This is a genomic window from Aquimarina intermedia (assembly GCF_008124785.1).
GTDB lineage: Bacteria > Bacteroidota > Bacteroidia > Flavobacteriales > Flavobacteriaceae > Aquimarina > Aquimarina intermedia.
Genome location: NZ_VNHU01000009.1, coordinates 79,179 through 99,120 on the forward strand (window position 1 = coordinate 79,179; position 19,942 = coordinate 99,120).

Genomic DNA, 19,942 nt, shown 5'->3' on the forward strand with positions numbered 1-19,942 from the left:
GTTAAAAAGGTAAATCCGCTAAATACTCCTTCTTAAAAGTCTTTGATTCAATCTCTTTAATTTGATTGAATAGTTTTTCTACTTCGTTTCTACTTAAATAAACCTTAATGAATTTAGCTTCGTAATCTGGTTTATTTATATCCCCAATTTGTTGGTAGAAGAAAATTTGATTTACTCTTTTCCGGTGCTCTATAATTTCACCTTCTTTTGCCTTAGCTAATGGTTTATCTCCACTTATTATAGTGAATTCATGATTTTGTGATATATGTTTCATCTTATTATCTATTATCCCCTGTAGGGGTGGTTAAACTTTTGTGCTATTAGCTAAACCTGAGCCCTTACATGTTTTACAATATTCCGCACCCCTGCTATAACTGTAAATAATTAACTGCCAGCCTTTACACTCTTTACATTCTTCTTCTTTAGTCATAATTCAATTTTTGTTTGTTGAAAAAACGCTTTTAATCAGTTCTTCTTTGGTTGCGAAAATTTCGCTATCATAGAATCTAGTGCAATTATGTGATCCCGAAGGGTTCTTATCTATAACATACACTGTACTGACACAACCCTTTTCAACATTAATTACAATCTCCTTAACCTTTGACTCTCTTGGTTTGTCTAATGACATAAAGTGACACTTATCACCTATGTTTAATTTTGTTTCTATCTTCATAACTTTATTATCGTTTAATTGTTTGTTAGTGGTGGGTTGTCGTGAATGTTTCCTGTAATTTCAAGGTTATGTTTACTTAGTCCTTCCCATAAATGAATTGATGAAGCTCTATTGCTATAGTAGCTGTTATCTAATTGCCAACTCCCTGTTTTTTCGTTCCAAAAAACTGGAAAATCACCTTTAAGAAATCCTTCATCAGTTTCTACCCAACCCATTAAAGTATCCCCTTCATATATCTCCTTTCCGTTCTTGTCTTTTAGTCCAGTGTATTCTTCACAAGATATAATCTCCCAACGTTCATCTATTCCGAATCTTGAAATTCCGTTTTTATCGCAATTTAAAGTCATATAAAACGTACCTATATCACCTCCTTTGTACAGCCCCCAATCATCAGAAATTAACCTTAGTCTGTATCTAAACTTTATATCTCTCATAACTCTAAACTTCTTTTAATTACCCCATAGCAATCACCGGGGGTGTGTGGTTGAACTGGTGAGAATAGTCTGTAATAATCACCTTCTTTATAACTATCTACTATGTAGTAGCCAAGTTTCTCTAACTCTGGTGTTAGCTCCTTAATCCAAATTTCATCAGTTAAACGCTTTCCGTCAACTGTAAATGTTGGAACAATTTTGAAGTCTTTCCCCTTTAATAATTCTTTGGCTCTTTGTTGGTGTTCTTTTAGCATGGTTGTATTTTAATAATTAAACTCTTTTATCATCTGATCAATTACCTGGTATATCTGGTAGATTACTTGTGGTACTATTGCGTTTCCGTAGGCTTGGATACTTTGGTTTCTCCATTTAGAAAAGGTAATTCCGTCCAATCCACTGGGAAGCCCATCATCTCTGCCACAAATCGGGGATTGAGTTGGGAAGTTTTCCCAGTTAATGACCTGGCCCTTTTCGTTAAGGAATCTTGATTCTCTTTTCCAGTTACTTTGGTTCCCTCTGATGCTTGTGGTGTTGGAATAAGCTCCGCAATCTTGTCCTCTAAATTTCCTTTTTTCCTGTTGTTGCTGCAATTCCCCCCGGCTGCTCTCGCTCTTGGGGTTGGGAGTAAATGATTTATTACTACACTGTTTAGTTCGCAGTTCTTCATTCTCCTTTTGCTTTCCGGATTTAAATCTGGCGATCTGTAATCCCTCGTTGTTGGTGTTGGTAACATTCCTATCTTCCCCAATCTTACAAGTCCTAGACTGAAACTGTTTCCGTTCTGATTTATCTTTCTGGGAGTTCCGTTTGATGTCATTTTGAAAACATCGTTCTTCCCAATTATCGCACCCGTGGTCGCATCGCTGCTTACCGGCGTAGGCAATAAAGAATATCCTTTCTCTTTTATGTGGCGCGTCGACGCTTGCAGCTGGAAGTGTAACCGGAATGACTTGGTAGCCTTCATTTTCCAAATCAATCTGGATTTGCTCGAATACCAATCCTTTTGACCAATTAATAAGGCCATAAACGTTTTCTCCCACAACCCAACGCGGTTGAATCTCTCTAATTCCTCTAAGCATTTCCGGCCAGAGGTGGCGGTTATCTTCTGTTCCTTCTCTTTTTCCTGCCGTGCTGAATGGTTGGCATGGGAATCCCCCGGTGAGGACGTCAATTTTTCCTCGGTGAATAGTGAAATCTGTTTTGGTAATATCTTCATAACTCTTTGCTTTTGGCCAGTAGTATTCTAAAATTTTCCTTCCAAATGGATTAATCTCACAATGCATTAGATTCTTCCATCCCATCCATTCTGCTGCGATCTCTGGACCACCTATACCGGAAAAAAAAGTTGCGTGTCTAATCATTTATAAATATTAATTTCCCGTGAATACCTTCACGCACTTTTATTTGGTTTACTTGATAGATTTTCTTTTAGCTTTAAGCAATCGAACGTATGGCTTTTTAATCGGGTCCTTTTGCCAATCGGTTATAGTATCTTCCAACATTTGACGGTCCATATTTTTGGTAATGCCATCAATGTGGCGTTTTATTTTTTCAAGCTTTTTTTTCTCAGTATTCTTTTTGTAGGTTATCTGTACATCTTCGTAGGTGACAGAAATAGAGTTTAGTTTGCTTTTTTCGTTCTGGTAGGACTGTTCTCGGTAATCGGCTTTTAATTCTAAATATTTAGGAAACCATGTACCAAAAATTAAATTTGAATCTAAACCCCTTGTTGTTGTTCCAAAACTTCCAGATCTAGCCATTTTAAAAAACAGAATGACATCTTCAAGACTTTCATAAGCACATTTTTCTAAGGTGTCAACCGTTAGCATTTCAATTTGTGAGGGTGAAAGTTTAGAGCTAAAACCAAAACTATCAGTAAAACGTTTGACCATTCCGTTAATGAAAGTAAAACCTAGTTGAGAATTTTCACCCTTAAAAACTGATCGAATCAAAGGCTTTTCAAATACATCTTGCATGGTTAAACTCATTTCCATTTTAGGAATTGAAATTTGCTTTGACATTATTTTTTCAACTAAATCAATTCCGGTGTTTTCTTTTTCGATTAGTTTCATGTGTTCCAACTTTTTGCTATTTCACTATCGTGTACTGTCTGCATGTAATCCTGATCAGCTTCAAAACCTTTGTTAGTTGGTTTTGATTTAATATTTTCATTGAATACAACCACATACATCAAACCTTCTTTATTTTTTTTCCTAAGCTTAACCAGACTTAAAAAATTCTTGGACCAAAAATCGTCCGCTCTGGTTTTCTTGACGATTTCAATAATTTTATCAAAAGGAATTTTTTCAATTCGGTTTAATTTTTCAATCGTATCAACCCATGATTTTTTTTGTTTATCACCGGGCCTTAAATGCTCAGGGAAAAATTCAACGCATTTTTTTAAACACTGGTCAATTTCATTTTGATTTGTGTACTGCATTAAAGATTTTTCTTTTGCGCTTTTTTTTTCATCTTCATCTTTACCTTCTTCTTCTTCTTCATCTTCATCTTCTTCTTCAAGCTTAAAGCAAGCTTGGTTCAAACTTGAATTTAATTTTAGGTTGTGTCTATTAATTGCCCTGTAAGTTGGTTTATGGGGGTTGTAATTTTCTTTTAGTTGAGTGTAATTAATTGAGATAAAATTTTTCATTAATAAAAGGTTTCCGGAAACTTCAAATTCTTCAGGAAGATGCTTTTTTAATAAATCCAAATCAATTTCAAAGCCATTTTCAAACTCAAATAAATCGCGATCTATTTCCCAAACACCGGCAGCATCGCAATGATTCCATAAGTAAAACCAAGTTATTTTTAAGCTTGGTTCAAGCTTGCGCCAAGCTTTAGGCAATATTGATATGTCTATAAATCTTTTGCTCATATTGCTAATTTATGATTGACTAAACCTTTGGTTTTTCTTCATTATATTTTCTCTCAAATACTTCTTTTCAAGCAGCCTTAACGGTCTTTGAAAAAACAGTTCGTTACCTATCATTTTTAATTTTACTTCAATTCCATTTTCCCGATAAATACACCATGCATTAAGCTCCATCTTCATCGGCTCTATTAATATTTTTTCTTCTTTTGTATTCATCTGCATTTAATTTTTTAGGGTTATTTGGGTTAAAAGGATGATCAAATTGTTTATGTGCCTTATCATGATCCTTTTCGCACAATGTGACCATCCATACCAAAAATTCAAGTTCTTTGTTTAAAATGCTCTTTCCGTTAACGTAGTAGGTTATGTGATGCACTTCCAATCGAATCTTACAACCACATACCAAACATTTGAAATTGTCACGTATGCGGACTTTTCTCTTTACCGTGTTCCAATACTTATTGTTCTGGAGTGATTTACGATAGTTTGAAGGTCGTCCGCGTATGTGTCGCATTCTACTCATTAACTGCCTTTTCTTGCTTGTTGAGGTTTTCGAAAAACTTTTCATTCTTCTGGCTGCTGCTTATCAAATCATTTTCCTGATAGGATGGAATATCCTGTACATGGGCCAACTGAATTTTGCCGTCAATAAACGTGTAGTAATACAACTTTGAATTGTAAACCACCTGCCAAGTGTTTTCACTGTCAAGTTCAATGTCTGTGGTTCGATCGTTTACTTCAATCGCTAATTGTTCTATTTTATTCCTAGAAGCATTAACCATTTCTTTAGCTTCCTTTTCTAGCTTCTTAGCTTCTTCCGCTTCATTAGCTTTCTTTAAATGATTTTCTTTCAATTTTGGAAGCTCATTTTCTAGCTCGTTGCCGTATTCGTCCCGCAGTCCTTCAATTTCTCGATGGTCCATGAAACGCTTTGCATTTAAATTGGTTTGAAGCGACAATAAATTTTGAGCCATAAATACGCGCGCATCTTCATCACTTTCAAATTCTCCTAATACTTTGGGAACTTGGTTCGATTCAACTGTAAATTCAATTTCATCCGGTCGGTAATCATCTACTTTGTACATACTTCTAATTCTTTTATAAGGTCATTATTAATTAAATCTTTGAATTGGGATAATCCTTTTTTCCTCCACTGGGAAAACTTTATTTTCTTACGCTCAAAGGCGTTCTTTGCTTGCTTGTTTGGGTCCGGTTGAAATTTGTAATATGAATGAGTACTATTCCCTTTTTTAACTTCTCCACTTTCTTCAATTAAACCTAAATCTTGTAAATCGCTAGTTCTAGCTGAAGCGGTTTGATGCTTCATATTTAGTTTTCTTTCGATCTCTGGTAAGGTTGTGTAAGGATGCTTCTTTATATGGTGTAATATTCTCACCTTATCAGTTTCCATCTTACCAGAATTAACTTGCTTTAATAATGCTTTTACTCGTGGGTTCATACTCTGTTTGGATTAAATTGAACGTCTAGTTTATCATATCTCTGGTGGCATGGCCTTCCTCTATACCTTAGATTCTCTACACTCCAACAAAGTTCAGTTCTTCCGGTTTTCTTAGCTTCGTAAACACTTACTTCATGGCTTGCATCAATCGGTTTGCAATCATTACGCTCGCAGTCCTCGCAGAATAAATACCCGTGTTCATCTATGAACTCAATCTTCTTTTGGGCTTTTGCCTTTTTTATCCGATAATCAATAGTTTTTTGATCTACTCTGGTGCCGTCACTGCAAGCGTATGTATTTGCCATTATCGTTTTGTTTCTACTGGTATTGAATGAACAATTTGTTTTCCGTCGATATATTGAATTTCCTTTCGGTATTTTGCAAAATTGTTACCGTATCGTGCAACTACTAATTGTATTCCTTTTTTGTTATTGAAAAGTCTGTTCTTCTTCCTTCTACGATCTCTGCGTGATTCCGGAATAAAAGATTGTAATCTTTCTTCTCTTAATTCTGCTTTTGTTTTGGTTTCTGAATTCATAGTTGTTTGATTAAAATTTTACTCTCTTTTCTGGATCTGGTAATGGAATTTGATATTCAAACATATTCCAAGCAAGATCCCTGCAAGCCTTGTGATATTCTTCTTGTGTCCACGTGCTGTTTTTGGTTGTAGATTTAGTTTTACGGATGGGGTTCCCTGTTATGGGGTTCAACATTATTTCACCCGTTTCTTCATCTGCCAAATCTTCATAACTTAAATTGACTTTTAGAAACTCATGTACTTCATCTGGGCTCAAAATCTCTCCCCATTCCTCGCGAAGTAAATTTTTCCAATGCTCCACGATTACACCGAAATAATAATTGTTTTGCCGGTTGCTGCGCTTCTTAAAAATCCTTTGTAAAATCAAAGTGATATCCTTACCCTCAAAGGCTTCTATACCTTCAATTATGAAATCTCTATTCTTTATGAGCTTTCCGTTTAGTACTGAAGTTTCAACTTCTATTTTACGTGGATTCTTAGGCATTTTTGTTTTCTAATTGTTTTAGAAGGTTTTTTAATCCTCTCCCATCATTTATACTTCTACCACTAGCCCAACCCGAATAAGGAAAATAAGTAACGGTACAGCCTTTGTATAAAAATTGAATATGATTTTCACATTTTGCTTCAATAACATAACCCAGATTTTCTATTTCGTTGATAGCTTTAGTTAACCTTTTAGGCTCTAAATTTTCTTGTCGTTTTTTATCTAGTCTAGCCATTTAATTTTTTGATATAATCAAGTTTTACACTGATAGCCGTTTTTAGTCTTGGTTTCAGTTTTTCAATATCTTCATCATTACGATGCACTTTTATAATGTGCATTTGGTGAGCAGGATTTTTAAACCTGGGATCATAGGAAAAAAAGTACCATAAAGGTAGATTAGCGACATACATACCCCCCTGACATTGCCAGTAGTAATCTTTGCAAACCTTTTTAAGATCGTTCTGGTTTTTGATGGTTGTTAGATAATTAAAATGTGTTTTACTGTTTGGTGCTTTACCTTCTACACCGGCCAGACCTTTAATAATTCCATCGGGGGTGCATCCTACGTGTTTACCAATAGTTAAAAATTCTTGGTCCGCTCCGAATTTGGTAACTTCTAAACCTGTAATTCTCATAAACTCATGCATTGCATCAATCTCTAATTCATTACCGCGTTGCATGATATCGTTGGTATAACCTTCCTCTTTTATGGTTAGGGTTTCAATTGCCTTTTCCATTGCGTAGGTTTCCGCGCCTTTTGGAAAATCTGGTTTATCTTCATAACCCATAAGGCGGTGAAACTCACTGGCAGAAAAAACACCTCGTTTGGATTCTAACCATAGATCGTGCTTACTGGGTAGAGCATTCAGGGAATTAAAATCTAATCCCTGAACCTCGTTTTCCATTTCTTTTGTTATGTCTTGTAAATCGAACATCTATCCTAATTTTTCAACATCAAAAATCATAGTGCTACCATCACTACTTTTATTCGCTTTCTTACCTTGGTAGGTAAGCTGCAAAGGCGTTTTTAAAGGCAGATTCTTAACGGCTTCTACAAGGGTCATTTGCCCGGAAATGAAACATTCTTTTTCGCTTACAAAGCATCCGCATTTTACAATTTCGCCCGTCTCGTTTGGTATATCTTTTAAACCCATGTAAAAGACTCTTAACGGCTTCCCTTTAACCGCTGCCCAATCGTCCGCAGTTTTGTATTTAAGGTTTAGGTTAAATTTTGGTTCCATGTCTTTAAGACTTCCCAAACTCTCTGTGTCCGGAATGTAAAATGTTACCTCTGTTCCTGCTGCTTTTTCTAATTCGTTACTCATTTGTTCTAATTATTTAAGATTTGATTAATTAAATTTTTGATGCTTCTTCGTTGGCTCTATCTTTCAATAGATCAATATCATTGATAAGCTCTTTTAAGAATTCAACCGAAGATTCATTGTCAAGTTTTGGCGGTTGTTCAGCAAACTGAAGTGAGTTTATAAAGCGAACTAACTTTTCTTTGTCCGGCTTTAAGGCTTCGGCTCTTTTTCTGGCTTCATCTTCCTTCGCTTTTCTTTCGGCTTCTTCCTGAGCCTTTTGTTTAGCTTCTTCCTGAGCGCGTTTTTCATCTGCTAACTTTTTCTTTTCGGCTTCTAGTTTTGCGTTTTCTGCATCAAGTTTCGCCTGTTGTTCTTTTTGCTTTTTTTCAGCAGCTTCATTCTTAGCCTTTTGTTCAGCTTCAAACTTTTCACGTTCGATTCTAAGTTTTTCCTTTTCAGCTTCAAGGCGTTCATCTTCTTTTCGCTGATCCTCTTTTTCGGTCAGGAATTTTGAACGGTCAGCGTGTTGAGAATTAAGAAGATTTATTTTTTCGATAAGATCCAGTTCAAATTCTTCAAAATCGGTTTCCTGTTTTGTTTCTGCATCTTCTAAAAATGAAGCATGAACTTTTTCTATAGTCTCAAACGTCATGTTAATAATAGCGTTCTTATGGAAGTCGTAGAAGTCGTTAATTTCCTTTTGTAAGGATTCTTTGCGCACTTGCTCAATACGGGCTTTTTCTGCTCGCTCTGCTTCCTTTTCAGCTTCATAACGTCTTACTTCTTCCTGCTGCTTTTCTTCGTGTGGTAGAGTGATTGCAATAAGCTTGTTTGATACCTCTATACAATTAGATCTAAACTGCTTAATTTTTTTTGCAATTTCTTTGTCTTGATTTTGAATACTAGTACGGGCAGAAACTAATGCGGTACGTCTTTTTTTTCCTTCTTCGTAGGTTTTATTATCCTCGATAGTGATAAAAGGATTTTCCTTTACAATCTTTTTTTGCTTGTCCTTCCACCCTTGTAGCTCTGGTAATTTGTTTGGATCCAGTAGGGCCAAATCTAAAGTTGTTTTTGTAGCTGAATTTTTCATAACTTTGTATTTCTAATTATTTGAGAATTAAATTTGATTCTTTGATTAATCCCTGTATTCTAGTGCAGGGATTTTTTTATATCTATTATATGATCCGATACTTTTAATTTTTCAAAATCAAACATCTGATCAAATGTTTTTCCGCTGAACGTCCAACGTCCGTTAATCCTTGCAGGCCCTTTGGGGCTTATATGCTTTGGTTCGGTGTCTGTTTTTAGTCCTAGTTTTATGAGTAGTAGTTTTTTCATGAGAAGCGTATTAATTGATTAACAAGTATTATCCCGGCTATGAAGGTTATCATAGCTAGTGCAGTTAAAAGAGCTGCGATAAATAATTGTCGATCCTGATTGTTCATTTGTCCTTTTTGCGTTCTTTTCTTCCTTTGTATACATTGATTCCTATGGGGATAAACACGATAAAAACAACCGCATAAATGATCATAACCGCATAAAAGTGTGTTGAGAATTCCATACTAGTCATTACTTAAAAATTTAATGTAGTATCTGCCATCTGTTGGCTCAATAGCTATTTTACGTTCGTGCAGCATATCACTAATTTTTTGTGCATCTGCAGTTTTGTAAAACCTTTTGCGGCCCACTTTAAAAAAGCTTACTAAACCATACTTTACCAACTCTTTTAAAATATCGTTGTGATAGGTTAATCCTATTTCTTTACAGAATGATTGCGCTGATAGATTAAGTGAATTCATATTTTTTCTTCTTGGTTTAATTCTTTGATATACTTGTCAATTTCTTGATCAACATAGGTTTGGTGCTTTATAGGAACTGTTTTGAAAGTGGTGAACCATGTGTTCAAAATGTATCTAGCTCCCAACTCTAAATCCTCACTAATCCTTTTGATAAACTTGGTTTTTGTTCCTTGTGGTAAACCGTCGTATTTTATCTGGATTACATCGTTTAAATTGCTCATGCTACCTTTGTTAGTTGTGACTTTATTAATTGTATTTTCCATTTTTCCTGTGCTTCTTTTAAACACTCCAAAATCATTTCTTTGAAATTATCATCATCAAAACTCTTTGCAACCAAATCGGTATAGTGGTAAGATTCTAGTATCTCATTGTAAACCTTTAAGACAAGTACAATACTGTTGCCTTTAATGATTTCTACGATGCGATACTTTGAACCGCATTCTAATTGTCCGCTAAAGTTTTTTGCTAATAATTGCATGTTATGAGTGTATTAAGTTGACTTGATTTACTAATTCTGAAGTTGTAAAAGGCTGAGAGGTATCGTTGTCGATCTTTTCCTTTACTTGATAATATATGATCGTTTCAAATTCTTCTCTTTGGCTTTCAGTTGGGATATATAATTCACCATCGAACCATATTTCTAATTTGTAATCCTCTTTGTAATTAACACCCTCGGCAAATACTTGAACTAAATTTGAAACTGCTTTTAAGTCAAAGCTTCCATCATGTTCTGTAGAGATTACAGATTCATTTTTTAATGTTGTTCTGATAGAGTGTATAGTGCTTTTCATTATATTTGCTTTTGTATGATGTATGATTACATTACAAATATACGTACTTTTGTCAACTAATTACAACTTTTACCAACTATAGTTGTTATTTGTAATTAGTATAAATAACCTTCATAATTTTACTATGGACCAGCTGAAAATTAATAAACTACACGAATTAATAGAGGATAAAAAAGTTTCTAATCGCATATCCTACAGTAAGTTAGGTAATGTTGTTGGTTATTCGCCAGAGGGAGTTAAAAAGGCATTAGCAAATAAAACCCTAAAGATCAGTTTTTTGAAGGATATTGCAAAAAAGTTTGATTTTGTTGATGATTTTAATGCAATAGTTGGCCATAGTGATTCTTTAAATTTATCAAAATCCGATGATTCTATTCGCAAACTTGCTTTAGACTGCGTAAATAATTGGGATCAGTTGAAAGAGATTGATACATTTAAACATAAAATGTATGATGAAATAGGTAAGATTTTAAATGTTTCTTTGGACGAAATTATTGAGAATGGCCTAAAGAGCGCCATGAAGAAATAAAAAAACCACCCGGTTAGAGGTGGTTTGTATTTTTAATAACTGTGAGCGTTTACCAATCAGATTTTGTGTTTTCTGATTCTCCGTTAATATGATCACTTACACTTCCAATAATACTATTGGCAATATCTTCTATTTGATTTCTTGCTTGCTCCGTATTTGCTTTAGGTTTGCCTTTCTTATTGAAAAATGAGTACGCCAACATACCCCCTCTAAATATCATTGCTTGAGGGTATTTACCTCCATAATTAGGATGCATATTCATAGATATGATTTTTATGTCATATCTAACCTTACCATCTTTAAATCTAAATTCCACTTTAAACATTGGATCCCATACTAGTTTTGCCAACCCACTTCTTATAAACAATCCAGATTTATACATAACATTGTACGATAAGTATTCGTTTTCAATATTAGATTGATTAGACACTGACGCATTGTTTATGTTATATTCACTCCACTTTGTAACAGCTTGATATAATTCTTCCGCTGTTTTACCTTCAAATTGTTTAACTAAGAAACCGTTAAATCCCTCCGGAGTAATTCTTAGTTCATTAACTTTTTCTTGGGCCTGAATACTAGCTCCAATAAAAAATAATAATAAGAGTAATTTTCTTTTCATATCTGATTAATTTGAATATTATAATTGAATTTGGATAAAATTATATTTTTTAGAACTTCCTTGCTGCAGATGTTATTTTCAATCACAGATATTTTGGAAGCTATTTTTTCATTTTCCTTTTCAATCTCCAGATCTAAATCTTCGATAATACTGTTTTCTAATTCTTCAAAAACATCATCATCGTAAAACTTGGATCTTTCTTTTAGCCTGTTGAGTTTGCTATTTTTCATTTTAATCTAGGGTTTCAAGAGATTCATTAAACCGAACTAAATCTTCGGTATATTCTTTGTTCTTTTCGGTTGGCACCCACTTTTTGCGAACTTCGACAACTATAAATCGGGTAGCTTTACGAATATTCTTCAATAAGATTTCGTTTTCGGTACGGATGGATTGTATCGTGAATAAAATTATAGCAGCAATAAGGAAGATACTTATAGTGAACCCTACTGCGTAGAAGTGTAACAGTGGATCGTCTGCTTTCATTGTGTGGTCAAAAACCCAATACAGTTGTATAAAGAAAACGTATATAGGGAATGCGTAGGAAAAACGATATGGCTTTAGTAAGAAGCCTAAACATAAAAGGATGGGTGACAACGATTGGCCAACCATCCAAATGAATGTTCCAACATTACGGTACCCATAAGAATTGGTAATACCGAAGTCGGTTATTTTGTCAATAAAAATCACTAGCGCAGAAAATACTACTACTATACTAGCAATTATAGATTTTATTTGTGAATTCTTTTGATTGTCCGAACCATGCAGAATCATTTTGAGCACTTGTTGAAGTGGTTTCTTCTTCTGGATCATCCCCTGGTCGGATAACATCTCCTTTCTCTGTTTGGAATAATTCAATTTCTTCTCCTGATTCATCATAAAGATCTGTTTTTTCACATGCAATAAATAAAAATGCGAACACTGCTAGTAATAGAAAATTTTTCATTGGTATGTACATTTAAGATTAAAATCTAAATGTACGAATAAAAAATATGTCTTGACAGTTCTAGGGGTAATCTGAGTTTCAAATATAAATATAATTTCCCCTTAGTTGTATACGGCTTTACCGCAAAATTTAACCGAACAAATCGAACTAGTTAGGCATTTCTTTTTTTAGTTCGTCTATGACTTGTTGAAACTTTAATGTAGCTTTATCCAAAAACGCTATATTTGCTTCATCCTCTACACCCATAATAGGTATCATACCGGTAATTGATTCAAAGTAACTGTTAATTCTTTTCTGCTCTGCTTTTCTTAGATTTTTCATAATTGAGTAATTTGTTTACTAATTGTTTACCAATTAGGATTTATAATTTTACAAACTCAATAAATTCAATACTTAACAGTTTTTTAAGGAAGTTCAAAATGTCTATCATACCATGGAAGAATCAGCATAACGCTATATCCTATAAGGTTAAAAGCGCGGAACCAGTTGGATTCAGCGCTTTTTTTTATTTTAAAAATTGTATTACTTACTTATTTTGGATCAAAACTATAGGCTTTTACTTTTCCTTGTACTCCTTCAAAAAACTTATACATCGTAGTTAAGTCTTCTTCCATATCACCGGTTGGATAATACGGTTTAGATATATGGTTTTGTTTCTTTTCAAAATCAAAGGTGACCATAATGATTGGTACATTTGCCGCTTTGGCTATAAAATAAAAACCCGTTTTCCAATCAGTTACCTTTTTTCGGGTCCCTTCGGGTGCTAAGGTTAAACGAAGTTCATCACGCTTCTCAAATTCTTTAGCAATTGCTTCCACCTTATTTTGTCCCGGAGTTCGATCCAATGCAATCCCGCCTACTTTTCTAAAATATAGTCCCAGTGGCCATCTGAATAATTCTTTTTTGGCCATAAAACTAATTTTGATTCCGCAGATCTGCCGTAGTAAAAGGCCTATATAAAAATCATGCCAGCTGGTATGTGGTACTGCAATTACGACACATTTCTTAACAGTATCAGCACTAAAATCTCCAATGATTTTCCACCCCAATATTTTATGATAAATAAATGATGAGATTTTCTGCATATGGTATAGTCTTCTTATTTTTTAGCTTAAAGCTTTCGGTAAATTGCTTTAAGAACATCGGCATTCACTTTATCCTTCCAATCTGCACCTAATGCATTTTCCCACAGAGGATCGAGACTTAAAGCTACAGATGTCATGGTATCTAATTGTTCTTCAGTCACATCAGCACATATACCCATAGGTAAGGTGATATTGTGTACTTTTTTCATTTCTTTAAAAAGTGCCACCCCTTCCGGATAGTATGCTTCTAATTTATCAAAAACGATGCAATTACCGATTCCGTGTTTGGTTCCTAAAACGTAAGCGAGACCATAACTCATAGCATGTGCAACACCCACTTGAGAGTAGGCAATACTCATACCGCCATGCCACGAAGCCATCATTAATTTTGCATCAGCATCATTTTTATCTAATGATCCATCTAAAAAAATCTCTTTACATAAATCTAACGCTTTCTCTCCATAACTCTGGCTAAAAGCGTTGAGATACGTGCCGTTTAAAGATTCTACACAATGAATATAACAATCCATTCCTGTATAAAACCACTGATCATTTGGCACATTCTTGATCAATTCAGGATCTAAAATTACCTGATCAAAGGGCGTATAATCTGAGTTAATCCCTAGTTTGCGATCCGGACCTGTAAGTACGGTCGTACGAGAGACTTCTGCCCCTGTTCCTGATATCGTAGGCACACCCACATGATAGACTGCTTTGTTCTTAACCAAGTCCCAGCCTTGATAATCTGCGGCACTTCCGGGGTTAGATAACATAATAGATACCGCTTTGGCTAAATCCAACACCGATCCACCACCGATACCGATAATACCGCTAGGTAGAATATACTTATCTTTAATTTCTTGAACCAGAGTATCTACTTGTGATGTTTTTGGTTCCTCTTTAGTAGAAACGTAGATTATTTTATCTCCATTTTTGAGCGCTAAACGATCTTCGATAAAAGCCGTGTTGTCTTTAAACACATCATCTACTAAAAATACAAATGGCGACAAGCCTTTGCGCTCTGTTGCCAGAATACTGTCGATTTGGTTAAAGGATCCATTCCCGAAGACTACGCGAGGTACCATCGGAAAGTTCTTGTGTGTAGCTGTAGTAGCACACGGTTGAGTGGTAGTTGTTGTACTCAAAAGATTTTCTTTTTTAATAATTCGTTTTGCTTTTTCTAAATCTTCTGGGGTATCGATTTCTACACCTTCATGGTGGGTTATGACCATTTTAATATTTTTACCATATTCCAAATAGCGAATACACTCTACTTTTTCTGAGGCTTCAAGGGTTCGCATAGGAAGCTTATAAAAATCTAAAATAGCTTCTTTTCTAAAGGCATAAATACCTTTATGTTTATAATAGGTTGTGTTTGCTTCTTTATCACGAGGGTATGGTATGGGCGCTCTTGAAAAATAAAGTGCATAATTATCCTTATCCACAATTACTTTAACACTATTAGGATTTAAGATATCATCCCACTCAGTCATCGGTTTCATCACGCTGGCCAAATCAATACGATCAGCATCTTCTCCATGAAATACATTAAGTACTCTTTCCAGACTTTCCCGATCTGTAAAAGGTTCGTCACCCTGAACGTTCACCACAATATCAACATCCATATCAACTACCGCTTCGGCAATACGATCGCTCCCACATTCATGTTCCTTTATACTCATGATAGCTTCACCGCCATTGGTGGTGATTTCGTCAAAAATGATCTTACTATCGGTAACCACATACACCGCCTCAAAGAGTTCTGATCGGACAGCTGCCTGATAGGTACGAAGAATTACAGAGGTTCCTTCTAAATCTTTCATTAACTTACCGGGGAATCGGGTAGCCGCAAACCGAGCCGGAATCATAGCAATGGTTCTGAGTTTATTTTTGTTCACTAGTTTTGCTTTTTATACCGCCAAAAATAAGGTATTTATTTGAGTATTTTGGGCTTTTATCCCTTGTTTCTTGTAATTCAACGAGCCTATAACTTATTGATTGGTGTACATTCCTGCTCTACATGAACTATCTCCATAATGCAGTTGCATTACCTTACTCAACAAAGTATTCATCTTTAAAACCTATAAGATATAGTTTTTGTTTTGCACGGGTAACTGCCGTATATAACCAGCGCAAATAATCCTTAGAAACACCGTCCGGTAAATATGGCTGTTCTATAAATACCTGGTCCCATTGACCACCCTGTGATTTATGACAGGTAACGGCATAGGAAAATTTAACCTGCAGCCCGTTAAAGAACTTATTATTTTTGACGCCTAGAAACTTCTTGTATTTTGAACTTTCATTTTCATAATCCTTCAGTACCTCCTGGTACAAACGATTGGATTCTTCGTAGGTAAGCGAAGGTGTTTCGGTTGTCAACGTGTCCAAAATAAGTACTGTCTCAAACGGTTGCTGATCCGGATAATCCACCATACTCACTTTTACTTCCGCAAAGCGAAAACCATACAACTCTTTGATCGCAAAGATTTCTAATATTTTAATAATATCTCCGTTGGCAATAAATCCTGCTTCACTTTTAGTATCCAGCCAATAGTAGTTATTCTTAACGACCATCAAGTAATCTCCAGAAGACAATTCCTCTTCCTGAAACAAAATACGTGTTCTTATTTGCTGATTATACAGATTGGCTCTTTTATTAGAACGCAAAATAATTACAGATTCTTCATGTCCCGAGTTGGCATACGCATCATTTAGTGCATCCATAATCTCATGACCATCGATCAAACGTACAATATCAGGAAATCCTGCAATTTCAAACTGAAAAGAATCATAAAATCCATCGTTGAGTGCCTCACGTAATCGCGTAGCATTTATTAAAATACCGCTATCCTCTGCCTGTCTTACTACTTCGTCTAATTCAATTTGCGTTACCTCTTTATTAAACCCAAGAGATAAGGTATCCGGATCCAACGCCGGACTCACCTCTAATTTGACCGGGGGTAACTGCGCTGTATCTCCGATAAATAATATTTTACAATTGTGTCCTGAGTATACATATAGCATTAAATCATCCAACAACGAACCGTTTTCAAACAATTTACTATCAGTAGCTGTGTCCGAAATCATCGAAGCTTCATCCACTATAAAGACAGTATTACGACTTTTATTTTGTTTCAGTTGAAAGGCTAATCCCCCACTACCCGTCTTTTTAGGATAGTAAATATTGCGATGAATGGTCTGAGCCTGCCTGCCAGAATAGTTGCTAATCACTTTTGCAGCACGACCTGTAGGCGCTAATAATACCGCATTAAGCTTTGCTTTCCACAGATTTTTGACCACTGTACCTATTAAGGTTGTTTTTCCGGTTCCGGCATACCCTTTTAACAAAAACAGCGCATCTTTGGTGCCTGTCAGTAAAAAAGAAGCTAGCTTTTGAAGAACAATATCCTGTTTTAGAGTGGGTTCGAAAGGGAAATCTTTTTTTAATTCTTGATAAAATTCTGTTTCCCGCATTGAATATTTATGAGTGATTGGTTCTTGTTTCAATTAATAAATCAAAGATACTAATGATTTTTTGGCTATAAACTTTTACGATTGAAAAAAAATTGTAGATTTGCGTATACACTAATGTTTAAAAGCTATATCATAAAATGAAAATTGTTATTCAATTAGTTCTATGGGTGGTTATCGGATTTTTAGGATACTTGGTATTCAATTCGATTAATGGTCCTGTAAAGTTCAATAAAATTAAACAGGCGAGATACGCTAAAGCAATTGAAAATCTAAAAGATATTCGAAATGCTGAACTGGCTCATAAAACTGTTGTTGGTAAGTTCCAGAAAGATCCTGCCAAATTAATCGCTTTTGTAGACACGGCTAAATTTACGTTGACGCAACGTAGAGATTCAAGTTTTATTCGTTACAACAAAGTATTACGCATTGATGAGCCAAAAGATACGGTAGTGGTTGATACCCTTGGGTACGCTTCTGTTAGAGATTCATTATTTGGTGGTACAGATCGTTATAAGAATATGATGGAGGTTCCTGTTGAAGGGGCTGAAGCTAAGTTTGAACTTAACGCTGGTTTTATCAATAAGAATGGTTTGAATATCGCTGTTTTTGAAGCTAAGGTTTCTAAAGATGTGCTTTTACACGATCAAGACAGAGATCTTGTTCTTCAAGAAAAAGAAGTACGTTCTGCTGATGGTGTTAATGGACCTTATTTATCTGTAGGTTCTATGGAAGAAGTTAATACAACCGGTAACTGGCCAAAGACCTATGGCGCAAACGATCAATAAGATAACAGACGATACAGTCTATACATTGTCCATTCAGGTTAGCCTGAATGGACTTTCTTTTTGTTGCAAAAACAGCGATAACGAGGTTTTAACTCTGGTGTCAAAAAGCTTTGACATGCAACTTTCTCCAGAACTGGTGTTAGACAAAATCAAGGGATATTTTGAGGAGTTAGAGGAATTGCAGGCAGATTTTAAGACCATTGAAGTAATTTATCAAAATGATCTTTACACACTGGTTCCCGCTCCTTTATTTGATGAAGGTATGCTTAAGGAGTATTTAAGTACCAATATAAAGGTATTGGATACTGATTTTATCGCTTTTGATGAACTGCCACAACGTGATATGGTAATTGTATATGTGCCTTATGCTAATATCAATAATTATTTTTTTGAGAACTTTGGTAGTTTTACCTATAAGCACTCCACCACTATTTTGGTTGATACCTTATCTGGTTATGAAAAGCATGCGACAACGCAACGTATCTATGTTAATATCCATACGGTATCCTTTGATTGTATAGCTTTTGAAAAAGGAAAGCTGCTATTATGTAATACCTTTAGCTGCGAGTCAAAAGAGGATTTTTTGTATTATCTTATGTTTGTTGTAGAGCAACTCAGTTTTAATCCGGAAGTTTTTGAATTAATCTTTTTGGGCACTATTACCGAAGACGACCCATATTATTTAATAGCTTATCAATACATCCGTCATTTGAGCGTAGGTACTCCTGATAATAAGGCTAAAATTCTAAATACTACTGATAGTACTACACATCGTTATTTCACTTTATTAAATTATTAGTTTATGCGTATTATCTCGGGAATGTATAAAGGAAGACGTTTACAAGCACCAAAAAAGTTGCCAGTACGTCCTACGACAGATATGTCAAAAGAAGCCTTGTTTAATATTATCAATAATACCTATACATTTTCTCAACTCACCGTATTGGACTTATTTGCCGGTACCGGTAACATAAGTTATGAGTTTGGTTCTCGCGGAACCAAGCAAATCACGGCTGTAGATGCACATTATGGTTGCGTAGGCTATATAAAAAAAACTGCCGAAGAACTGGAATTACCAATCCAAACCATAAAAAGTGATGTCTATGCGTATCTGGAAAAAGTGAAGCAACAAGCGGATTTAATTTTTGCAGATCCACCTTATGATTTTGCTACGGAGCAATTTATCAAAATTGCCGAATTGGTTTTTCAAAATGAGTTGTTACTCGATGATGGCGTATTAATTATCGAACACTCTAAGCATACAGATCTAAGTGCTTCTCCGCATTTTAGCCACGCCCGCAAATATGGAGGTTCTGTGTTTAGCTTTTTTGAAAAATAGGGTTTTAGGGAGTTGTTTTAAAAGGAAACCTATTTTAGATAGTATTTATTCTTTATTTGGGTTTATAAGTCTTTGCTATAGCATTGAATTATCTAGTAGGTAATACAGATTTAGAACTTGATGTAGAACGCATAAAACATATTGAGACTAATGTTTAAAATTAAGAAAAGAATACTATATGTAATTATAGTTGCATTTCTCTTTGAATTCAATGCTGAAAAAGTATACTTTTAAAATTCTTCTCTAATCTCGAAATATTTTTCATGTCAAGCAAAATAATATCATCAATCATATTCTTAGCTACAAACTGTTTTTTCTTTGGTTGTGGAGAAAAACCTATATCCACAATTATTCAAATGAGTAAGGAGGAAGTTTTAAATATTTTCCCCGAAAATTTTGAAGTAAAACACAATGGAGAAAGGATGGAAGGGTATGTTTATATAAACGATACTTTAAAACTACAATATTCTACTAGTATAATGTCAATGATGTCCAGTAGAGATGAAATAGATAACTTATATATTGGTAATAAAAAGATAGATACTATTCAAAATAGAATTTTACGAGTATTTAAAGAAAAGAAAATAGGGAAAGATAAGTATAATATATCTTTTCAGATGATAGATCTAAGATCAAAAGATATTCCCACTATTTTTGGTAATCCAAGCAATCCTAAAATCTTGTACACCGTTTTAGATCTTTATACAAATATCAAACATCCTCTTTCTAAAAACGAAAAAGATGCTTTAATTCAAAGTATCTTCCACGATTCCATTTTAAAGTTAGAAAAGTAAATTTTCCCCCT

General features: G+C 34.8%; 35 protein-coding genes and 1 pseudogene. 5 read left to right on the forward strand and 31 right to left on the reverse strand.

From position 1 onward, the window contains the following. Position 1: 1 nt before the first annotated feature. The 22 genes from BD809_RS12910 to BD809_RS13015 form a co-directional block, all read right to left on the reverse strand. Positions 2–274 carry a hypothetical protein gene (locus BD809_RS12910; protein ID WP_148783399.1) on the reverse strand — a complete coding sequence of 91 codons (273 nt, stop codon included), beginning with the start codon at positions 272–274 and terminating at the stop codon, positions 2–4. Between the two features lie 159 nt (positions 275–433). Beyond that, a complete protein-coding gene (locus BD809_RS12915; protein WP_148783400.1) occupies positions 434–673 on the reverse strand; it encodes a hypothetical protein in 240 nt (79 codons plus the stop codon). Positions 674–687: 14 nt separating this feature from the next. Then, positions 688–1,107, reverse strand: coding sequence for a YopX family protein (locus BD809_RS12920; protein WP_148783401.1), 420 nt, complete (start codon positions 1,105–1,107; stop codon positions 688–690). Continuing rightward, positions 1,104–1,361 carry a hypothetical protein gene (locus BD809_RS12925; protein ID WP_148783402.1) on the reverse strand — a complete coding sequence of 86 codons (258 nt, stop codon included), beginning with the start codon at positions 1,359–1,361 and terminating at the stop codon, positions 1,104–1,106. The genes BD809_RS12920 and BD809_RS12925 overlap by 4 nt, the downstream gene beginning before the upstream one ends. A 9-nt stretch (positions 1,362–1,370) precedes the next feature. Next, on the reverse strand, positions 1,371–2,468 hold the full coding sequence (locus tag BD809_RS12930) for a DNA cytosine methyltransferase (protein WP_148783403.1): 1,098 nt from the start codon (positions 2,466–2,468) through the stop codon (positions 1,371–1,373). A 48-nt stretch (positions 2,469–2,516) separates the two neighbouring features. Continuing rightward, a complete protein-coding gene (locus tag BD809_RS12935) occupies positions 2,517–3,179 on the reverse strand; it encodes a hypothetical protein (protein ID WP_148783404.1) in 663 nt (220 codons plus the stop codon). Continuing rightward, positions 3,176–3,982 (reverse strand): hypothetical protein, encoded by an 807-nt coding sequence (locus BD809_RS12940; protein ID WP_148783405.1) that lies wholly within the window; start codon positions 3,980–3,982, stop codon positions 3,176–3,178. Before BD809_RS12940 ends, BD809_RS12935 begins: the two co-directional genes overlap by 4 nt. Positions 3,983–4,142: 160 nt before the next feature. After that, the gene (locus tag BD809_RS15765; RefSeq protein WP_211356722.1) at positions 4,143–4,502 is read right to left on the reverse strand and encodes an HNH endonuclease; all 360 of its coding nucleotides are present in this window, start codon (positions 4,500–4,502) and stop codon (positions 4,143–4,145) included. Next, positions 4,495–5,064, reverse strand: coding sequence for a hypothetical protein (locus BD809_RS12955; protein ID WP_148783407.1), 570 nt, complete (start codon positions 5,062–5,064; stop codon positions 4,495–4,497). Before BD809_RS12955 ends, BD809_RS15765 begins: the two co-directional genes overlap by 8 nt. After that, complete coding sequence (locus tag BD809_RS12960) at positions 5,052–5,438, reverse strand: MarR family transcriptional regulator (protein WP_148783408.1); 387 nt, start codon at positions 5,436–5,438, stop codon at positions 5,052–5,054. The genes BD809_RS12955 and BD809_RS12960 overlap by 13 nt, the downstream gene beginning before the upstream one ends. Positions 5,439–5,742: 304 nt before the next feature. After that, positions 5,743–5,976 (reverse strand): hypothetical protein, encoded by a 234-nt coding sequence (locus tag BD809_RS12965; protein ID WP_148783409.1) that lies wholly within the window; start codon positions 5,974–5,976, stop codon positions 5,743–5,745. 10 nt (positions 5,977–5,986) lie between these two features. Continuing rightward, positions 5,987–6,460, reverse strand: a complete 474-nt coding sequence (locus BD809_RS12970; RefSeq protein ID WP_148783410.1) for a hypothetical protein — start codon at positions 6,458–6,460, stop codon at positions 5,987–5,989. Continuing rightward, positions 6,453–6,695, reverse strand: a complete 243-nt coding sequence (locus BD809_RS12975; protein WP_148783411.1) for a hypothetical protein — start codon at positions 6,693–6,695, stop codon at positions 6,453–6,455. The genes BD809_RS12970 and BD809_RS12975 overlap by 8 nt, the downstream gene beginning before the upstream one ends. After that, a complete protein-coding gene (locus BD809_RS12980; RefSeq protein WP_148783412.1) occupies positions 6,688–7,395 on the reverse strand; it encodes a lambda exonuclease family protein in 708 nt (235 codons plus the stop codon). Before BD809_RS12980 ends, BD809_RS12975 begins: the two co-directional genes overlap by 8 nt. Beyond that, positions 7,396–7,785 carry a hypothetical protein gene (locus BD809_RS12985; RefSeq protein ID WP_148783413.1) on the reverse strand — a complete coding sequence of 130 codons (390 nt, stop codon included), beginning with the start codon at positions 7,783–7,785 and terminating at the stop codon, positions 7,396–7,398. It lies immediately after the preceding gene. Between the two features lie 28 nt (positions 7,786–7,813). Further along, a complete protein-coding gene (locus BD809_RS12990) occupies positions 7,814–8,857 on the reverse strand; it encodes a hypothetical protein (protein ID WP_148783414.1) in 1,044 nt (347 codons plus the stop codon). Between the two features lie 59 nt (positions 8,858–8,916). Next, complete coding sequence (locus tag BD809_RS12995) at positions 8,917–9,105, reverse strand: hypothetical protein (protein WP_148783415.1); 189 nt, start codon at positions 9,103–9,105, stop codon at positions 8,917–8,919. Positions 9,106–9,208: 103 nt separating this feature from the next. After that, complete coding sequence (locus BD809_RS15970; protein WP_262712890.1) at positions 9,209–9,337, reverse strand: hypothetical protein; 129 nt, start codon at positions 9,335–9,337, stop codon at positions 9,209–9,211. Then, on the reverse strand, positions 9,330–9,566 hold the full coding sequence (locus BD809_RS13000; protein ID WP_148783416.1) for a helix-turn-helix domain-containing protein: 237 nt from the start codon (positions 9,564–9,566) through the stop codon (positions 9,330–9,332). The genes BD809_RS15970 and BD809_RS13000 overlap by 8 nt, the downstream gene beginning before the upstream one ends. Beyond that, entirely contained in the window at positions 9,563–9,787 is a 225-nt protein-coding gene (locus tag BD809_RS13005; RefSeq protein WP_148783417.1) for a hypothetical protein, read from the reverse strand. Before BD809_RS13005 ends, BD809_RS13000 begins: the two co-directional genes overlap by 4 nt. Then, entirely contained in the window at positions 9,784–10,044 is a 261-nt protein-coding gene (locus BD809_RS13010) for a hypothetical protein (protein ID WP_148783418.1), read from the reverse strand. Before BD809_RS13010 ends, BD809_RS13005 begins: the two co-directional genes overlap by 4 nt. Position 10,045: 1 nt before the next feature. Next, complete coding sequence (locus BD809_RS13015) at positions 10,046–10,357, reverse strand: hypothetical protein (RefSeq protein WP_148783419.1); 312 nt, start codon at positions 10,355–10,357, stop codon at positions 10,046–10,048. 124 nt (positions 10,358–10,481) lie between these two features. On the opposite strand from BD809_RS13015, the gene BD809_RS13020 reads away from it, so the two are divergent. Then, positions 10,482–10,886 carry a hypothetical protein gene (locus BD809_RS13020; protein WP_148783420.1) on the forward strand — a complete coding sequence of 135 codons (405 nt, stop codon included), beginning with the start codon at positions 10,482–10,484 and terminating at the stop codon, positions 10,884–10,886. A 49-nt stretch (positions 10,887–10,935) separates the two neighbouring features. Here the strand turns inward: BD809_RS13020 and BD809_RS13025 are convergent, their stop codons facing one another. From BD809_RS13025 to BD809_RS13055, 9 genes and pseudogenes are all read right to left on the reverse strand, one after another. After that, positions 10,936–11,508, reverse strand: coding sequence for a hypothetical protein (locus tag BD809_RS13025; RefSeq protein WP_148783421.1), 573 nt, complete (start codon positions 11,506–11,508; stop codon positions 10,936–10,938). Next, complete coding sequence (locus BD809_RS13030) at positions 11,505–11,738, reverse strand: hypothetical protein (RefSeq protein WP_148783422.1); 234 nt, start codon at positions 11,736–11,738, stop codon at positions 11,505–11,507. The genes BD809_RS13025 and BD809_RS13030 overlap by 4 nt, the downstream gene beginning before the upstream one ends. Before the next feature lies 1 nt (position 11,739). After that, positions 11,740–11,991: a hypothetical protein gene (locus tag BD809_RS13035; RefSeq protein WP_148783423.1), complete on the reverse strand. Its 252-nt coding sequence runs from the start codon at positions 11,989–11,991 to the stop codon at positions 11,740–11,742. A 229-nt stretch (positions 11,992–12,220) separates the two neighbouring features. Continuing rightward, positions 12,221–12,451 (reverse strand): hypothetical protein, encoded by a 231-nt coding sequence (locus BD809_RS13040; protein WP_148783424.1) that lies wholly within the window; start codon positions 12,449–12,451, stop codon positions 12,221–12,223. A 147-nt stretch (positions 12,452–12,598) separates the two neighbouring features. Next, complete coding sequence (locus BD809_RS15650; protein WP_170251886.1) at positions 12,599–12,772, reverse strand: hypothetical protein; 174 nt, start codon at positions 12,770–12,772, stop codon at positions 12,599–12,601. A 209-nt stretch (positions 12,773–12,981) separates the two neighbouring features. Next, a complete protein-coding gene (locus tag BD809_RS13045; RefSeq protein ID WP_148783425.1) occupies positions 12,982–13,536 on the reverse strand; it encodes a 1-acyl-sn-glycerol-3-phosphate acyltransferase in 555 nt (184 codons plus the stop codon). 26 nt (positions 13,537–13,562) lie between these two features. Next, positions 13,563–14,621 carry an iron-containing alcohol dehydrogenase family protein gene (locus tag BD809_RS15885; RefSeq protein ID WP_246131538.1) on the reverse strand — a complete coding sequence of 353 codons (1,059 nt, stop codon included), beginning with the start codon at positions 14,619–14,621 and terminating at the stop codon, positions 13,563–13,565. A gap of 72 nt (positions 14,622–14,693) precedes the next feature. Beyond that, positions 14,694–15,404 (reverse strand): annotated as a pseudogene (kdsB, locus tag BD809_RS15890) (3-deoxy-manno-octulosonate cytidylyltransferase); the annotation flags it as partial. Between the two features lie 184 nt (positions 15,405–15,588). After that, positions 15,589–17,013 carry an ATP-dependent DNA helicase gene (locus tag BD809_RS13055; RefSeq protein ID WP_148783426.1) on the reverse strand — a complete coding sequence of 475 codons (1,425 nt, stop codon included), beginning with the start codon at positions 17,011–17,013 and terminating at the stop codon, positions 15,589–15,591. A 137-nt stretch (positions 17,014–17,150) separates the two neighbouring features. Between BD809_RS13055 and BD809_RS13060 the strand changes: the two genes are divergently transcribed. From BD809_RS13060 to BD809_RS13075, 4 genes are all read left to right on the forward strand, one after another. After that, the gene (locus tag BD809_RS13060; RefSeq protein WP_148783427.1) at positions 17,151–17,798 is read left to right on the forward strand and encodes a hypothetical protein; all 648 of its coding nucleotides are present in this window, start codon (positions 17,151–17,153) and stop codon (positions 17,796–17,798) included. Further along, positions 17,779–18,597 carry a DUF3822 family protein gene (locus BD809_RS13065; protein ID WP_148783428.1) on the forward strand — a complete coding sequence of 273 codons (819 nt, stop codon included), beginning with the start codon at positions 17,779–17,781 and terminating at the stop codon, positions 18,595–18,597. Before BD809_RS13060 ends, BD809_RS13065 begins: the two co-directional genes overlap by 20 nt. 3 nt (positions 18,598–18,600) lie before the next feature. After that, positions 18,601–19,137, forward strand: coding sequence for an RsmD family RNA methyltransferase (locus tag BD809_RS13070; RefSeq protein WP_148783429.1), 537 nt, complete (start codon positions 18,601–18,603; stop codon positions 19,135–19,137). Between the two features lie 263 nt (positions 19,138–19,400). Beyond that, a complete protein-coding gene (locus tag BD809_RS13075; RefSeq protein ID WP_148783430.1) occupies positions 19,401–19,931 on the forward strand; it encodes a hypothetical protein in 531 nt (176 codons plus the stop codon). Positions 19,932–19,942: the final 11 nt, after the last annotated feature.

Excerpts from the sequence above, each read along its gene's own strand:
- BD809_RS12910 (WP_148783399.1), bottom strand. The coding sequence starts at position 274 with ATGAAACATATATCACAAAATCATGAATTCACTATAATAAGTGGAGAT.
- BD809_RS12915 (WP_148783400.1), bottom strand. The coding sequence starts at position 673 with ATGAAGATAGAAACAAAATTAAACATAGGTGATAAGTGTCACTTTATG.
- BD809_RS12920 (WP_148783401.1), bottom strand. The coding sequence starts at position 1,107 with ATGAGAGATATAAAGTTTAGATACAGACTAAGGTTAATTTCTGATGAT.
- BD809_RS12925 (WP_148783402.1), bottom strand. The coding sequence starts at position 1,361 with ATGCTAAAAGAACACCAACAAAGAGCCAAAGAATTATTAAAGGGGAAA.
- BD809_RS12930 (WP_148783403.1), bottom strand. The coding sequence starts at position 2,468 with ATGATTAGACACGCAACTTTTTTTTCCGGTATAGGTGGTCCAGAGATC.
- BD809_RS12935 (WP_148783404.1), bottom strand. The coding sequence starts at position 3,179 with ATGAAACTAATCGAAAAAGAAAACACCGGAATTGATTTAGTTGAAAAA.
- BD809_RS12940 (WP_148783405.1), bottom strand. The coding sequence starts at position 3,982 with ATGAGCAAAAGATTTATAGACATATCAATATTGCCTAAAGCTTGGCGC.
- BD809_RS15765 (WP_211356722.1), bottom strand. The coding sequence starts at position 4,502 with ATGAGTAGAATGCGACACATACGCGGACGACCTTCAAACTATCGTAAA.
- BD809_RS12955 (WP_148783407.1), bottom strand. The coding sequence starts at position 5,064 with ATGTACAAAGTAGATGATTACCGACCGGATGAAATTGAATTTACAGTT.
- BD809_RS12960 (WP_148783408.1), bottom strand. The coding sequence starts at position 5,438 with ATGAACCCACGAGTAAAAGCATTATTAAAGCAAGTTAATTCTGGTAAG.
- BD809_RS12965 (WP_148783409.1), bottom strand. The coding sequence starts at position 5,976 with ATGAATTCAGAAACCAAAACAAAAGCAGAATTAAGAGAAGAAAGATTA.
- BD809_RS12970 (WP_148783410.1), bottom strand. The coding sequence starts at position 6,460 with ATGCCTAAGAATCCACGTAAAATAGAAGTTGAAACTTCAGTACTAAAC.
- BD809_RS12975 (WP_148783411.1), bottom strand. The coding sequence starts at position 6,695 with ATGGCTAGACTAGATAAAAAACGACAAGAAAATTTAGAGCCTAAAAGG.
- BD809_RS12980 (WP_148783412.1), bottom strand. The coding sequence starts at position 7,395 with ATGTTCGATTTACAAGACATAACAAAAGAAATGGAAAACGAGGTTCAG.
- BD809_RS12985 (WP_148783413.1), bottom strand. The coding sequence starts at position 7,785 with ATGAGTAACGAATTAGAAAAAGCAGCAGGAACAGAGGTAACATTTTAC.
- BD809_RS12990 (WP_148783414.1), bottom strand. The coding sequence starts at position 8,857 with ATGAAAAATTCAGCTACAAAAACAACTTTAGATTTGGCCCTACTGGAT.
- BD809_RS12995 (WP_148783415.1), bottom strand. The coding sequence starts at position 9,105 with ATGAAAAAACTACTACTCATAAAACTAGGACTAAAAACAGACACCGAA.
- BD809_RS15970 (WP_262712890.1), bottom strand. The coding sequence starts at position 9,337 with ATGACTAGTATGGAATTCTCAACACACTTTTATGCGGTTATGATCATT.
- BD809_RS13000 (WP_148783416.1), bottom strand. The coding sequence starts at position 9,566 with ATGAATTCACTTAATCTATCAGCGCAATCATTCTGTAAAGAAATAGGA.
- BD809_RS13005 (WP_148783417.1), bottom strand. The coding sequence starts at position 9,787 with ATGAGCAATTTAAACGATGTAATCCAGATAAAATACGACGGTTTACCA.
- BD809_RS13010 (WP_148783418.1), bottom strand. The coding sequence starts at position 10,044 with ATGCAATTATTAGCAAAAAACTTTAGCGGACAATTAGAATGCGGTTCA.
- BD809_RS13015 (WP_148783419.1), bottom strand. The coding sequence starts at position 10,357 with ATGAAAAGCACTATACACTCTATCAGAACAACATTAAAAAATGAATCT.
- BD809_RS13020 (WP_148783420.1), top strand. The coding sequence starts at position 10,482 with ATGGACCAGCTGAAAATTAATAAACTACACGAATTAATAGAGGATAAA.
- BD809_RS13025 (WP_148783421.1), bottom strand. The coding sequence starts at position 11,508 with ATGAAAAGAAAATTACTCTTATTATTATTTTTTATTGGAGCTAGTATT.
- BD809_RS13030 (WP_148783422.1), bottom strand. The coding sequence starts at position 11,738 with ATGAAAAATAGCAAACTCAACAGGCTAAAAGAAAGATCCAAGTTTTAC.
- BD809_RS13035 (WP_148783423.1), bottom strand. The coding sequence starts at position 11,991 with ATGAAAGCAGACGATCCACTGTTACACTTCTACGCAGTAGGGTTCACT.
- BD809_RS13040 (WP_148783424.1), bottom strand. The coding sequence starts at position 12,451 with ATGAAAAATTTTCTATTACTAGCAGTGTTCGCATTTTTATTTATTGCA.
- BD809_RS15650 (WP_170251886.1), bottom strand. The coding sequence starts at position 12,772 with ATGAAAAATCTAAGAAAAGCAGAGCAGAAAAGAATTAACAGTTACTTT.
- BD809_RS13045 (WP_148783425.1), bottom strand. The coding sequence starts at position 13,536 with ATGCAGAAAATCTCATCATTTATTTATCATAAAATATTGGGGTGGAAA.
- BD809_RS15885 (WP_246131538.1), bottom strand. The coding sequence starts at position 14,621 with ATGGTACCTCGCGTAGTCTTCGGGAATGGATCCTTTAACCAAATCGAC.
- BD809_RS13055 (WP_148783426.1), bottom strand. The coding sequence starts at position 17,013 with ATGCGGGAAACAGAATTTTATCAAGAATTAAAAAAAGATTTCCCTTTC.
- BD809_RS13060 (WP_148783427.1), top strand. The coding sequence starts at position 17,151 with ATGAAAATTGTTATTCAATTAGTTCTATGGGTGGTTATCGGATTTTTA.
- BD809_RS13065 (WP_148783428.1), top strand. The coding sequence starts at position 17,779 with ATGGCGCAAACGATCAATAAGATAACAGACGATACAGTCTATACATTG.
- BD809_RS13070 (WP_148783429.1), top strand. The coding sequence starts at position 18,601 with ATGCGTATTATCTCGGGAATGTATAAAGGAAGACGTTTACAAGCACCA.
- BD809_RS13075 (WP_148783430.1), top strand. The coding sequence starts at position 19,401 with ATGTCAAGCAAAATAATATCATCAATCATATTCTTAGCTACAAACTGT.